Below are 14377 nucleotides of genomic sequence, written 5' to 3' on the forward strand. Positions count from 1 at the left end.
GCCGCAGGCCTCATCGATAGCACGCGATGATGAAACCAAATGCGACGTGATCCCGGCAGGTCTTCGGGCTAGGTGGCTTTAAAAGGATGAAGACTTCCCATTTTCACAGTGTCTACAACGCTCATCCCGCCAGTCTTTACCGCTGCGCGTCAGCTCCAGATTTACACTGGATTCCCTTTTCACTCTCATGAGACCGGAAACAGAATGCTACAATTAGACACGTATAGATGTCCAGACAGCTATTAGCCATTAAATCTGGACATCCCCTGAACAATGCCTACAATCCCCGCGTAATTCTTTATCACTCAGGACGTATCATGACCCCCGAACACCTCCCGACAGAACAGTACGACGCGCAGCTGGCAGAGAAAGTTGTCCGCCTGCAAAGTATGATGACGCCGTTCAACGCGCCCGTTCCCGAGGTGTTCCGCTCCCCTGTCAGCCATTACCGCATGCGTGCCGAATTCCGCATCTGGCATGACGGGGATGACCTGTATCACATCATTTTCGATCAGCAGACGAAATCCCGCATCCGCGTGGACAGCTTCCCGGCGGCAAGTGAATTAATCAACCAGCTCATGACGCTGATGATGGAAGGCGTGCGCAATAACCCTGTGCTGCGCCACAAGCTATTCCAGATTGACTATCTGACCACGCAAAGCAACCAGGCGATTGTTTCCCTGCTGTATCACAAAGCGCTGAACGACGAGTGGCGTGAGCAGGCGGAAGCGCTGCGCGATGCGCTGCGTGCGCAGAACATCAACGTTCACCTGATTGGCCGCGCAACAAAAACCAAAATCATGCTCGACCAGGACTACATCGACGAGCGCCTGCCAGTAGCGGGTAAAGAGATGGTGTATCGTCAGGTCGAGAACAGCTTCACCCAGCCGAACGCCGCGATGAACGTGCAAATGCTGGAGTGGGCGCTGAAGGCAACGGAAGGGTCAACGGGCGACCTGCTTGAACTCTACTGCGGTAACGGCAACTTCTCGCTGGCGCTGGCGCGTAACTTCGATCGCGTGCTGGCCACGGAAATCGCCAAGCCGTCGGTGGCCGCCGCGCAGTACAACATTGCCGCCAACCATATCGATAACGTGCAGATCATTCGTATGGCCGCTGAAGAGTTTACCCAGGCCATGAACGGCGTGCGGGCGTTTAACCGACTGGAAGGGATCGATTTGAAAAGCTACCAGTGTGAGACGATTTTTGTCGACCCGCCGCGCAGTGGCCTGGACAGCGAAACCGAGAAGATGGTGCAGGCGTACCCGCGTATTTTGTATATCTCCTGTAATCCGGAGACGCTGTGCAAGAATCTGGAAACGTTAGGCCAGACGCACAAGGTTGAACGCCTGGCACTGTTCGATCAGTTCCCGTATACGCACCATATGGAGTGCGGTGTACTGCTCACGGCAAAATGATCCAGGCCCTGTAGGGCAGGTAAGCGAAGCGCCACCTGCCAAAAAGCCGGATGGCGCTTCGCTTATCCGGCCTACAATGACAAAACCCTCTACTCTGATAACTGGCTTTTGCGGTTACGCATGCGCGAGCCAATCCAGAACACCAGCGCCACAGACAGTACCGCAGGCAGGAAGTTAGAGCCGATATCCGGATACTCCGCGCGCACTACAGTGCTATACAGCAAGACACCCAGAATAAAGCAGGCTGCGGCCAGTCCCGGTAACCCCACCGGCATGGTGCGGTTCAGGTAACGTTGATGCAGGCAGTAAACCGTCAGCACCAGCGCAATAAGCGGGAAAATCGAAAACGGAACGATTGAGCTAAAAATAGCGGCAAACGTACCGTTAATGGATAAGCCAGCGATCAATGCCAGCAACAGCGTCCCTTTATCCTGACCTGACTGTTTCATTACTCACCTTCACTCTTCGGTTTGATGTGCCAGTTTCTCTTGTTCACGGCGATACCAGTAGTACGCGCCTTTGGAGATCATCCTGAGCTGTAATACCAGTCGCTCTTCGAGCTGCTTGCGTTGTTCAATGCTGACATCCAGCGCTTCGGCACCCGCGCTGAAAACAATCGTCACCATCGCCTCCGCCTGTGCTTCAGTGAACGCACGCGGCATATGGTTTTCGAGTTCAAGATAGTCGGCAAGTTCCGCGATGAAGTGCTGAATTTCACGCGCGACGGCGGCACGAAACGCCGCCGATGTGCCCGAACGTTCGCGCAGAAGCAGACGAAATGCGTTGGGGTTATTGCCGATAAATTCCATAAAGGTCGAGACGGAGGTGCGGATCACGCTGCCTCCTTTTGCAATTCGCTGACGCGCCTGGCGCATCAGCTGGCGCAGCATCAGGCCGCTTTCGTCGACCATGGTCAGGCCCAGTTCATCCACATCACGGAAATGACGATAGAAGGACGTTGGCGCAATCCCGGCCTCGCGTGCGACTTCGCGCAGGCTCAAACTGGCAAAACTCCGCTCAGCACTCAGTTGACTGAATGCGGCTTCCACCAGCGAACGCCGGGTTTTCTCTTTTTGTTGTGCTCTAACGCCCATCACAATAATTGAATCCTTCCAAAGGCCTGATGGCACTATACCAGAGAATAAAATTAATCTGTTTGTTCAGCTTTGTGAATGATTGTTTACGTACGGTTTGTGCTCCACTGCCGGAAAAAAGCACAACGATAATTGGGTTACTCCGGCAATGATGTTATGATTCTGTTGCTTTTATGTATAAGAACAGGTAAGCCTTGCCATGCCACATTCCTACGATTACGACGCAATAGTTATTGGTTCCGGCCCCGGCGGCGAAGGTGCTGCTATGGGTCTGGTGAAACAGGGAGCCAGAGTAGCGGTCATTGAGCGCTACCATAATGTCGGCGGCGGTTGCACCCACTGGGGCACCATCCCTTCCAAAGCCCTCCGCCACGCCGTTAGCCGCATTATCGAATTTAACCAGAACCCTCTTTACAGCGACCACTCCCGACTTCTTCGTTCATCCTTTGCTGACATCCTGAATCACGCGGATACCGTCATTAACCAGCAGACGCGTATGCGTCAGGGGTTTTATGAGCGTAACCACTGTGAAATTTTGCAGGGCAACGCGCATTTTGTGGATGAACACACGCTGGCGCTCGAATGCCACGACGGTTCCGTTGAAACCCTCACCGCTGAAAAATTTGTGATTGCCTGCGGTTCGCGCCCGTACCATCCGGCCGACGTGGACTTCTCGCACCCGCGCGTCTACGACAGCGACTCCATTCTCAGCCTGCACCATGAACCCCGCCACGTCATTATTTATGGCGCGGGGGTCATTGGTTGCGAATATGCGTCGATCTTCCGCGGAATGGAGGTCAAAGTTGACCTGATTAACACCCGCGACCGCCTGCTGGCATTCCTCGATCAGGAGATGTCAGACTCCCTCTCCTACCATTTCTGGAACAGCGGCGTGGTGATTCGCCACAACGAAGAGTACGAGAAGATTGAAGGCTGCGACGACGGCGTGATCATGCACCTGAAGTCCGGTAAGAAGCTGAAAGCCGACTGCCTGTTGTATGCCAACGGCCGTACCGGCAACACCGATTCGCTGCAGCTGGAAAATATCGGGCTTGAGACCGACAGCCGCGGTCAGCTGAAGGTCAACAGCATGTACCAGACCGCGCTGCCGCACGTTTACGCGGTCGGCGACGTGATTGGCTACCCGAGCCTGGCCTCAGCCGCTTACGATCAGGGCCGTATTGCCGCTCAGGCGCTGGTGAAAGGCGAAGCAACGGCGCATCTTATTGAAGATATCCCGACGGGCATTTATACCATCCCGGAAATCAGTTCTGTCGGGAAAACCGAGCAGCAGCTGACGGCAATGAAGGTGCCTTACGAGGTGGGACGTGCGCAGTTTAAACATCTGGCGCGGGCGCAAATCGTGGGGATGAGCGTGGGTACGCTGAAGATCCTGTTCCATCGCGAGACGAAAGAGATCCTCGGGATTCACTGCTTTGGTGAACGCGCCGCGGAAATCATTCATATCGGCCAGGCAATCATGGAGCAGAAAGGCGGTGGTAACACCATCGAGTACTTCGTTAACACCACCTTTAACTACCCGACCATGGCGGAAGCCTACCGGGTAGCTGCGCTGAACGGCTTAAACCGCCTGTTTTAACGCGCTGTCAAAATGGCCATCCATCGAACCACGGATGGCCTCTGCCAGCTGCTCATAGCGGCTGCGCAGCGGTGAACCCGGACGATAAACGAGGCCAATGGTGCGACGCGGCTCCGGCTTAATGCACGGCAGATAGACCACGCCATCACGCTTACGCTCGCGCGGCACGGCCAGCGCAGGCAGCAGCGTAATTCCGCTTCCCGCCGCGACCATATTACGCAGCGTTTCCAGGCTGGTTGCGCGGAAATGGGTATCCTCATCCGCACCCGCTTCGAAGCAGAAGCCCATCGCCTGATCGCGCAGGCAGTGGCCATCTTCCAGCATCAGCAGCTTTTCACCGGCCAGATCGGCCATCGGCACGCGATCGCGGTTCGCCCACGGGTGATCTTCATAGATCGCCAGCATCATCGGCTCATCGAACAGCGGCACTTCAATAAAGGCTTCGCTCTCTTTCACCAGCGCCAGAATGGCGCAGTCGAGCTTGCCGCTATCTAACTGCGCCAGCAGCTGATGCGTTTGCGCTTCATGCAGGTACATTTCGAGTTTCGGAAACGTCTGGTGCAGCATCGGGATGATGTGCGGCAACAGGTACGGGCCAACGGTTGGGATCAGGCCGATATGCAGCGGGCCGGACATCGCCTCCCCCTGCTGGCTTGCCATTTCCTTGAGCACTTTGACCTCGCGCAGCACGGTGCGCGCCTGATCCACCAGCAGCAGACCTGCCTGTGTGAACAGAACCTTACGACTGGTGCGCTCCAGCAGCATCACGCCCAGTTCGTCTTCCAGCTTGCGGATCTGACCGCTCAGCGTGGGCTGGCTGACGTGGCAGGAATCTGCCGCGCGGCGAAAGTGACGATGCTCGGCTAACGCTACCAGGTATTCAAGATCACGAATATTCATTATTCATCCTCCGTCGCCACGATAGTTCATGGCGATAGATAGCATAGCAACGAACGATTATCCCTATCAAGCATTCTGTTGAATAATACGCCACATAGACGAGGCGGCACGTGTTTGACCCTTGACGTCCCCGCACCGTCAGCGAGTTTCTCTCAAAACTCGAACAACTAAAGCCAACGTGAACTTTTGCGGACCCCGTGGTCCGCTTTTTTTTTGCGTAAAAAAACCTGGCACTAAGCCAGGCTCTGTTTTTCTCCCTCTCCCCGTGGGAGAGGGCCGGGGTGAGGGCACCAGCCCGCACGGTTCAAACCAACCGGTTTTTCGCATCCGCAATCGCCTGCGCCACCTGCTTAGGCGACACGCCGCCTTTCGCCGCACGCTTGTCCAGGCATGACTGCAGCGCCAGAATCGGATACACATCATCCCCGATAACCGCACTGAATTTCTGCAGGCCGGCAAGCGGCAGATCCTCCAGCGGTTTACCCTGGCGAATGGCTTCAACCACCGCTTCGCCTACAATATGGTGCGCTTCACGGAACGGTACACCTTTCGCTACCAGATAATCCGCCAGTTCGGTAGAGTTCGCATAGCCCTGCTGGGCCGCTTCCTGGCAGCGCGGACGCTTCACCTGAATGCCGTCCAGCACCAGCGCGCCCATATGCAGACAGTCCAGCCAGGTGTCGAGCGCGTCAAACAGCCCTTCTTTGTCTTCCTGCATGTCTTTGTTGTACGCCAGCGGCAGCCCTTTCAGGGTCATCATCATGCCGGTCAGCGCGCCCTGCACGCGGCCACACTTACCGCGGATCAGCTCCAGCGCGTCCGGGTTTTTCTTCTGCGGCATCAGGGAAGAGCCGGAGGTCACGCGATCGGACAGCTCGACGAAACCGGCTTCGCCAGAGTTAAAGAAGATCAGGTCTTCAGCAAAGCGCGACAGGTGGACCATGCCGATAGACGCGTTTGAGAGCAGCTCCAGCACGTGGTCGCGGTCAGAGACGCTGTCCAGGCTGTTACGGGTCGCGGAGGCAAAGCCCAGCCAGCCTGCCAGCTGTTCACGGTCAATTTCATACGCCGTACCGGCCAGCGCGCCGCTGCCCAGCGGGCTCACGTCCAGACGCTTCAGGGTATCCTGCAGGCGGCTTTCGTCACGCGCCAGCATCTCAACGTAGGCCAGACACCAGTGCGCAAAAGTCACGGGCTGCGCGCGCTGCAGATGGGTATAACCCGGCATCACCGCGTCCTGGTTGTTCTGTGCGGTCTCCACCAGCGCGCTCTGCAATTGACGGTTGGCCGTCAGCAGTTCGCCAACGGTATCTTTACACCATAGCTTCAGGTCGGTGGCGACCTGGTCGTTACGGCTACGGCCGGTGTGCAGCTTTTTACCCAGCTGACCGACTTTGTCGATCAGCTTGCCTTCCACCCAGCTGTGAATATCTTCAGCATCGCTTTCGAGGATCTGCTGCGGGTTAAGACGCACCTCTTCCAGCAGATTGTTCAGCGCTTCTTCCAGCTGCAATTGTTCGTCTGCGGTCAGTACGCCCACCGTCACCAGCGCTTTGGACCAGGCCACAGAGCCGACGATATCCTGTTCGGCCAGGCGGTAGTCGAAGCGCAAAGAGTCGTTGAACTGCTTGAACCGCTGATCCGCTGCCTGTGTAAAACGCCCACCCCAAAGTGCCATAACATGCTTCCTTAATATCTTTGAATTTCATTGCCCGGTGGCGCTGCGCTTACCGGGCCTACAAAACATTAAATCGATTACGCTAAAATACGCGTGCCAATCGGCGTGCCGTTAAACAGCGCCGGGAGCTGCTCCGCGTGACGCCATGAGGCGATATCAACCGGGCGGCCAAGCGCGCGTGCGGCATCCAGCGCCGCATTCACTTTGACGATCATGCCGTCGGTGATAATGCCCTGAGCAATCAGCTGCTCGGCTTTTTCCGCGGTCATTTCAGCAATGCGCTGACCTTTACCGTCCAGAATGCCGCTCACGTCGGAGAGCAGGATCAGATCCGCACCCAGCGTTGCCGCCAGGGCAGTCGCCGCCTGGTCAGCGTTGACGTTCATCAGCGCGCCCTCTTCAGTTACGCCGATAGAGCTCACCACCGGCAGGAAACCACCTTCCAGGAGCGTGTTAATCAGCTTAGGCGAACCCGGCTGCGCCAGTCCAACATGGCCGAGCTCTTCGTCGAGCTGGGTCACTTTTACGCTGTCGCCATCGCCCAGATAGAGGCCAACGGACGCGATGTGGTGTTTCTTCGCCCAGGACAACAGGGTTTTATTCGCCGTACCCGCCAGCGCCCCGGTGATGATGTCAATCTGGTCGGCAGGCGTCACGCGCAGGCCGTTTTTCTTTTTCACCGGCAGGTTGAGCCCTTTCATCAGCTCATCCACCACGCAGCCGCCGCCGTGGACAATCACCAGCGGACGTTGATGTGATTCGCGATAGTTAACCAGCGCGGTAAACAGACGCTCCAGCGCTTCTTCGCTGTCCAGCAGTACACCACCGAGTTTGATAATTAATGGGTTCATCATCACACCTTAAATAAGAGCCTGCGTTTCCGGGAAACCGAAACGAATATTTGCACACTGCATTGCCTGTGCGGCAGCGCCTTTGAGTAAGTTATCTTCTGCGGCCACCACAATCAGGTGCTCGCCCTGCACGGCAAAGCCGATATCGCAGAATGGCAGGCCGACCACGTTTTTCAGCGCCGGCACGCCTTTGTCGTACAGACGCACCAGCGGTTTATCCGCGTACGCCTGCGTGAAGGCCTCGCTCACCTGCTCTTTGGTCACGCCAGGCTTCAGGCGGCAGGTAATGGTTTCGAGGATCCCACGCGGGAAGCTGCCCAGATGCGGCGTGAAAATCACGTCCGCGCCCAGATGGGTGGTAATTTCAGGATGATGGCGATGATTAAACACGCCATACGGCTTAAGGCTCACTTCGCAGAAGCTGTTGGAGATGGCGGCCTTGCGCCCTGCTCCGCTCACGCCGCTGGTGGCGTTGATCACCGGCCACTGGTTCAGATCCAGCAGCCCGGCGTCGATCAGTGGTTTCAGCGAAAGCTGTGCCGCCGTCGGGTAGCAGCCCGGGACAGCAATCAGATCCGCTTCTTTCAGTCTGTCAGCGCTCCACTCCGCCAGGCCGTACACCGCTTTTTCAAGCAGCTCCGGATGCTGATGGGTGAAGCCGTAATATTTTTCGTAAAACGCGCCGTCGTTAACACGGAACGCGCCTGAGAGGTCGAACACCACGCAGCCGGCGGCCAGGAACTGCGGCGCCAGGTCGTGACTGACCTCGTGCGCGGTAGCTAAAAACACCACGTCGACGCCGTCGGTGAACTCGCTGATGTCAGACATAGGCTGCAAAGGCAGATCAACCATGCCCTTAAGCTGCGGATGCAAATCGGAAATTAACTTTCCCGCATCATTGCTTTGCGCTGACACAGTCAAAGCGGTTATGGTCATATGAGGGTGACGATTTACGTAGCTTACAAGCTCTGCGCCCGCATAACCGCTAGCGCCTACAATCAGCGTATTCAACATCGGGTTCCTTTATGCTCAACGATAATGTATTTTTATTCACATTTATTGCATGAATATTGATACTATCACGACCTAAGGTGTGTCAACAATGAAAATGAACTTACCACCATTTATCGAGATTTACCGCGCCCTGATTGCCACACCGTCCATCAGCGCAACGGAAGAAGCGCTGGATCAGAGCAATGAGTCTTTAATCAATCTGCTGGCGGGTTGGTTCAGCGATCTTGGGTTTAACGTTGAGGTTCAGCCCGTCCCCGGAACACGCCACAAATTTAACCTGCTCGCCAGCACCGGAACCGGTGCGGGCGGCCTGCTGCTTGCCGGTCATACCGACACCGTGCCGTTTGACGATGGCCGCTGGACGCGCGACCCGTTCACCCTGACCGAGCATGACAACAAGCTTTACGGTCTGGGCACCGCCGACATGAAAGGCTTCTTCGCCTTTATTCTCGACGCCCTGCGCGATGTGGACGTGACAAAGCTGAAAAAGCCGCTCTACATCCTGGCGACTGCCGATGAAGAGACCAGCATGGCGGGCGCGCGCTACTTCTCTGAAAATACGTCGATTCGCCCGGATTGCGCCATCATCGGCGAGCCAACGTCTCTGCAGCCGATTCGCGCGCATAAAGGCCATATCTCTACCGCAGTGCGCGTCCTGGGCCAGTCCGGCCACTCCAGCGATCCGGCACGCGGCGTCAACGCCATTGAGCTGATGCATGACGCCATCGGTCGTATCATGACCCTGCGCGACGACCTGAAAGAGCGTTACCACTACGACGCGTTCACCGTGCCGTATCCGACCCTGAACCTCGGCAGCCTGCACGGCGGCGATGCCTCCAACCGTATCTGCGCCTGCTGCGAACTGCACATGGATATCCGCCCGCTGCCGGGCATGACCCTGAGCGATCTCGACGGCCTGCTGAATGAAGCGCTGGCCCCGGTGAGCGAGCGCTGGCCGGGCCGTCTGACGGTCTCCGAACTGCACCCGCCGATCCCGGGTTATGAATGCCCGCCGGATCATCAGCTGGTCGAAGTGGTGGAAAAGCTGCTCGGCGAGAAAACCGACGTGGTGAACTACTGCACCGAAGCGCCGTTTATTCAGACGCTTTGTCCGACGCTGGTCCTTGGCCCCGGTTCGATCAACCAGGCGCACCAGCCGGACGAATATCTGGAAACCCGCTTCATCAAGCCTACCCGCGAACTGATTACCCAGGTCGTGCATCACTTCTGTTGGCATTAAAACCGCACCGAAGAGTCCCCTCTCCCTGTGGGAGAGGGTTAGGGTGAGGGCAACAAATCGCATGATCTCCGTCACATTCCCATAAGCATCTCTTATCTGACGCGAAGCGAATTAAATTTCGTAAATTGCCCACATTTATTCGTTTGCTGAACCGTTTTCGCAGCAATTGACGACGGGGGTTTTACGTGGCTTTATAAAGGGAGATGACAAAATAATGTCCAAAAGATTTTCGATTGGGCATAAACAAAAATGATGGGGTGACTGGGTTTTTATGAACGAACAATATTCCGCGTTGCGTAGTAATGTCAGTATGCTCGGCAAAGTGCTTGGAGATACCATCAAAGACGCGTTGGGGGAGAACATCCTCGACCGCGTTGAAACCATCCGCAAGCTGTCTAAATCTTCCCGTTCAGGTAACGAGGCCAGTCGTCAGGAGCTGCTCACCACCTTGCAGAATCTCTCTAACGACGAGCTGCTGCCTGTTGCACGCGCATTCAGCCAGTTCCTGAACCTGGCAAATACCGCTGAGCAATACCACAGCATTTCGCCAAACGGCGAAGCGGCCAGCAACCCGGAAGTCATTGCCCGCACCCTTCGTAAACTGAAAGACCAGCCAGACCTCAACGAAGCCACCATCAAAAAAGCGGTGGAGTCTCTTTCGCTGGAGCTGGTACTGACCGCTCACCCAACCGAGATCACCCGTCGCACCCTGATCCACAAAATGGTGGAAGTGAACAACTGCCTCAAGCAGTTGGATAATAAAGACATTGCCGACTACGAACGCAACCAGCTGATGCGCCGTCTGCGCCAGCTGATTGCCCAGTCCTGGCACACCGATGAAATTCGTAAGCACCGCCCAAGCCCGGTCGACGAAGCCAAATGGGGCTTTGCGGTGGTGGAAAACAGCCTGTGGGAAGGGGTGCCTAACTACCTGCGCGAGCTGAACGAGCAGTTGGAAGAGAACCTGGGCTACCGCCTGCCGGTCGACTTTGTTCCGGTACGTTTCACCTCCTGGATGGGCGGCGACCGCGACGGCAACCCGAATGTCACCGCCGAAATCACCCGTCACGTCCTGCTGCTAAGCCGTTGGAAAGCGACTGACCTGTTCCTGAAGGACATTCAGGTGCTGATCTCCGAGCTGTCGATGGTTGAAGCGACGCCGGAACTGCGCGCGCTGGCCGGAGAAGAAGGCGCCAGCGAGCCGTACCGTTTCCTGATGAAGAAACTGCGCGGTCAGCTGATGGCAACTCAGGCCTGGCTGGAAGCGCGCCTGAAAGGCCAGCGCCTGCCAAAACCAGAAGGCCTGCTCAGCCAGAACGAACAGCTCTGGGAGCCGCTCTACGCTTGTTATAAATCGCTGCAGGCCTGCGGGATGGGCATCATCGCCAACGGCGAACTGCTCGACACCCTGCGTCGCGTGAAGTGTTTTGGCGTGCCGCTGGTGCGTATCGACGTGCGTCAGGAAAGTACCCGCCATACCGAAGCCCTGGGCGAGCTGACCCGCTATCTCGGCATCGGCGATTATGAAAGCTGGTCCGAAGCCGACAAACAGGCCTTCCTGATCCGCGAGCTGAACTCCAAGCGCCCTCTGCTGCCGCGCAACTGGGAGCCAAGCAACGACACCCGCGAGGTGCTCAACACATGTAAAGCGATCGTGGACGCGCCGAAAGGATCGGTGGCCGCCTACGTGATCTCCATGGCGAAAACCCCGTCCGACGTGCTGGGCGTTCACCTTCTGCTGAAAGAAGCCGGTATCGACTATGCCCTGCCAGTCGCACCGCTGTTTGAGACCCTCGACGACCTGAACAATGCCAACGACGTCATGACCCAGCTGCTGAACATCGACTGGTATCGCGGCTTTATTCAGGGCAAACAGATGGTAATGATTGGCTATTCCGACTCCGCAAAAGATGCGGGCGTAATGGCGGCATCCTGGGCGCAGTATCAGGCGCAGGATGCACTAATCAAAACCTGCGAGAAAGCCGGTATTGAGCTAACCCTGTTCCACGGACGCGGTGGCTCAATTGGCCGTGGCGGCGCGCCAGCTCACGCGGCTCTGCTGTCGCAGCCGCCGGGAAGCCTGAAAGGCGGCCTGCGCGTTACCGAGCAGGGCGAGATGATCCGCTTCAAGTATGGCCTGCCGGAAGTGACCATCAGCAGCCTGTCGCTTTATACCAGCGCCATTCTGGAAGCGAACCTGCTGCCGCCGCCGGAACCGAAAGACTCCTGGTGTCGCATCATGGACGAGCTGTCGGATATCTCCTGCGATCTGTACCGCGGCTACGTGCGAGAGAACAAAGATTTCGTGCCTTACTTCCGCTCGGCAACGCCTGAGCAGGAGCTGGGTAAACTGCCGTTGGGCTCACGTCCGGCCAAACGCCGCCCGACCGGTGGCGTAGAGTCTCTGCGTGCGATCCCGTGGATCTTCGCCTGGACACAGAACCGCCTGATGCTGCCCGCCTGGCTGGGTGCAGGTGCGGCGCTGCAAAAAGTGGTGGAAGACGGCAAGCAAAATGAACTGGAAACCATGTGCCGCGACTGGCCGTTCTTCTCTACCCGCCTGGGCATGCTTGAGATGGTCTTCTCGAAAGCTGACCTGTGGCTGGCGGAATACTACGATCAGCGTCTGGTGAAACCTGAGCTGTGGGCGCTGGGTAAAGAGCTGCGCGAACTGCTGCAAGGCGACATCAAAGTGGTGCTGGATATCGCCAACGACTCACACCTGATGGAAGACCTGCCGTGGATTGCCGAGTCTATCCAGCTGCGCAACATCTACACCGACCCGCTGAACGTTCTGCAGGCAGAACTGCTGCACCGTTCTCGCCTGGCGGAAGAAGAAGGGAAAGAGCCGGATCCTCGCGTTGAACAGGCGCTGATGGTGACGATTGCGGGCGTTGCGGCGGGTATGCGTAACACCGGCTAAGGCTTTATGCCCGGCGGCGCTACGCTTGCGCGGGCCTACGACAGGTAGGCCGGGTAAGCGTTAGCGCCACCCGGCAATACCGCGGTATCCACGTCATGCACCACGATGTTAGGCAAATCCTGACGGCGCTAATTAACGGCGCATTACCCCTGTATCAGGTGCACTTTGTCGCGCCTGCCGGGAAGAACATCCGAACATCACCTTGTCTCTCGGTTATCCTGGAAACCCGCTGCGAGGCATTCTTTTCCACATCCGGGCACGTCCCGCTTCATTCTTCAAACATTCTCAGAATAAGCTTCGGTAAACAGCAGCTGACGCTTGAGCTCCATCGGAGCAACGTCCTTTTACAACAGCTGCAGGTCGCCAGGCGAGGCCCCCGAACGGGCGCGTTTCTCCTGCAAACGCTCAACGAGCTGCACATGCAGCCGACCGAGCAGGACACGGCCAGGCTGGTAGTGTTAAGTCTACTTAGCCACTGCCGCGATCTGCTTGGCAGCGAGATCCACACTGATAGCCGCAGCCGTGCGCTCTTCGAAGCCGTTCGTCGCTTTATTGACGAACATCATGCCTCAGCGCTGACCCGGGATTCCGTTGCCGAGGCGTTTTATATTTCCCCTAACTATCTCTCTCACCTGTTTCAGAAGACCGGAAACGTCGGGTTCAATGAATACCTGACGCAGACGCGTCTGGAACACGCTCGCCAGCTGCTCAAGAGATACGATTTAAAAATTAAGGATATTGCGGCGCGGTGCGGGTTTATGGATAGCAACTATTTCTGCCGTCTCTTTCGCAAACACACCGAACGCTCCCCTTCCGAATATCGCCGCCAGTACCACAGCCAGCTGATCGCCAAAAACTAGCACTGTGATCGGCATCGCACTTCGTTAAGCAGAATACATTTGTCCAGTATTTGGCAAAATTGACCTGTATCGGCCGCGCCTGGCCGGGCCTTATCCTTTATTTAACCTTTCTGACTTAAGGAAAAATAATGGAACTGTACCTGGATACCGCCAACGTGGCAGAAGTAGAACGTCTGGCCCGCATCTTCCCTATTGCGGGTGTCACCACCAACCCAAGCATCGTCGCTGCCAGCCGCGAATCCATCTGGGACGTGCTGCCGCGCCTGCAAAAAGCCATCGGGCCGGAAGGCACGCTGTTTGCGCAAACCCTGAGCCGCGATGCAGAAGGTATGGTGGCGGAAGCCAAGCGCCTGAGTAACGCCGTACCGGATATCGTGGTCAAAATCCCGGTTACCGCTCAGGGGCTTATCGCGATTAAAGAGTTGAAAAAAGAGGGGATAACCACGCTGGGAACCGCCGTTTACAGCGCTGCGCAGGGCTTACTCGCCGCACTGGCGGGGACGCAATATGTCGCGCCGTATGTCAACCGCGTCGACGCTCAGGGCGGTGACGGCATCCGCATGGTCCAGGAGCTGCAGTCCCTGCTGGAGCTGCACGCACCGGACAGCAAAGTGCTGGCCGCCAGCTTCAAAACACCGCGTCAGGCGCTGGACTGTCTGCTCGCGGGATGTGAGGCAATCACGCTTCCTTTAGACGTAGCGCAACAAATGCTCGGCACCCCAGCGGTAGAGTCAGCCATAGAGAAGTTCGAGCAGGACTGGAAAAACGCGTTTGGTAACCTCAACCTGTAAGGGAGAAC

At 56.9% G+C, this 14377-nt stretch carries 12 protein-coding genes and 1 riboswitch; of the genes, 6 read left to right on the forward strand and 6 right to left on the reverse strand.

Annotated features, from left to right (window positions below):
- Nucleotides 1-37: 37 nt before the first annotated feature.
- Nucleotides 38-213: riboswitch (cobalamin riboswitch) on the reverse strand.
- 104 nt (nt 214-317) lie between these two features.
- Nucleotides 318-1418 (forward strand): tRNA (uridine(54)-C5)-methyltransferase TrmA, encoded by a 1101-nt coding sequence (gene trmA / locus ACWHWP_RS23110; RefSeq protein ID WP_047345490.1) that lies wholly within the window; start codon nt 318-320, stop codon nt 1416-1418.
- Nucleotides 1419-1507: 89 nt separating this feature from the next.
- On the opposite strand, the gene ACWHWP_RS23115 is transcribed toward trmA, so the two are convergent.
- Both ACWHWP_RS23115 and fabR read right to left on the reverse strand, forming a co-directional pair.
- Complete coding sequence (locus tag ACWHWP_RS23115) at nt 1508-1867, reverse strand: YijD family membrane protein (protein WP_047345491.1); 360 nt, start codon at nt 1865-1867, stop codon at nt 1508-1510.
- A gap of 9 nt (nt 1868-1876) precedes the next feature.
- Complete coding sequence (gene fabR / locus ACWHWP_RS23120) at nt 1877-2515, reverse strand: HTH-type transcriptional repressor FabR (RefSeq protein ID WP_008501784.1); 639 nt, start codon at nt 2513-2515, stop codon at nt 1877-1879.
- A 196-nt stretch (nt 2516-2711) separates the two neighbouring features.
- On the opposite strand from fabR, the gene sthA reads away from it, so the two are divergent.
- Nucleotides 2712-4112: a Si-specific NAD(P)(+) transhydrogenase gene (gene sthA, locus ACWHWP_RS23125; protein WP_063958106.1), complete on the forward strand. Its 1401-nt coding sequence runs from the start codon at nt 2712-2714 to the stop codon at nt 4110-4112.
- Here the strand turns inward: sthA and oxyR are convergent.
- The 4 genes from oxyR to argC form a co-directional block, all read right to left on the reverse strand.
- Entirely contained in the window at nt 4095-5012 is a 918-nt protein-coding gene (gene oxyR, locus ACWHWP_RS23130) for a DNA-binding transcriptional regulator OxyR (RefSeq protein ID WP_023309664.1), read from the reverse strand. The genes sthA and oxyR overlap by 18 nt on opposite strands.
- 304 nt (nt 5013-5316) lie before the next feature.
- Nucleotides 5317-6690 (reverse strand): argininosuccinate lyase, encoded by a 1374-nt coding sequence (gene argH, locus ACWHWP_RS23135; RefSeq protein WP_447856529.1) that lies wholly within the window; start codon nt 6688-6690, stop codon nt 5317-5319.
- A gap of 77 nt (nt 6691-6767) precedes the next feature.
- Nucleotides 6768-7544, reverse strand: a complete 777-nt coding sequence (gene argB, locus ACWHWP_RS23140; RefSeq protein ID WP_123138617.1) for an acetylglutamate kinase — start codon at nt 7542-7544, stop codon at nt 6768-6770.
- A 6-nt stretch (nt 7545-7550) separates the two neighbouring features.
- Complete coding sequence (gene argC / locus ACWHWP_RS23145) at nt 7551-8555, reverse strand: N-acetyl-gamma-glutamyl-phosphate reductase (protein ID WP_447856531.1); 1005 nt, start codon at nt 8553-8555, stop codon at nt 7551-7553.
- 88 nt (nt 8556-8643) lie between these two features.
- Between argC and argE the strand changes: the two genes are divergently transcribed.
- From argE to fsa, 4 genes are all read left to right on the forward strand, one after another.
- Nucleotides 8644-9795, forward strand: a complete 1152-nt coding sequence (gene argE / locus ACWHWP_RS23150; protein WP_023309677.1) for an acetylornithine deacetylase — start codon at nt 8644-8646, stop codon at nt 9793-9795.
- Nucleotides 9796-10066: 271 nt separating this feature from the next.
- Nucleotides 10067-12718, forward strand: coding sequence for a phosphoenolpyruvate carboxylase (gene ppc / locus ACWHWP_RS23155; protein WP_047345498.1), 2652 nt, complete (start codon nt 10067-10069; stop codon nt 12716-12718).
- A 95-nt stretch (nt 12719-12813) separates the two neighbouring features.
- Nucleotides 12814-13578, forward strand: a complete 765-nt coding sequence (locus ACWHWP_RS23160; RefSeq protein ID WP_063958108.1) for a helix-turn-helix transcriptional regulator — start codon at nt 12814-12816, stop codon at nt 13576-13578.
- A 128-nt stretch (nt 13579-13706) separates the two neighbouring features.
- The gene (gene fsa / locus ACWHWP_RS23165) at nt 13707-14369 is read left to right on the forward strand and encodes a fructose-6-phosphate aldolase (RefSeq protein ID WP_447856534.1); all 663 of its coding nucleotides are present in this window, start codon (nt 13707-13709) and stop codon (nt 14367-14369) included.
- The last annotated feature ends 8 nt before the right edge of the window (nt 14370-14377 follow it).

The sequence above is a fragment of the Enterobacter sp. WI-ESBL-E8 genome, assembly GCF_053364895.1.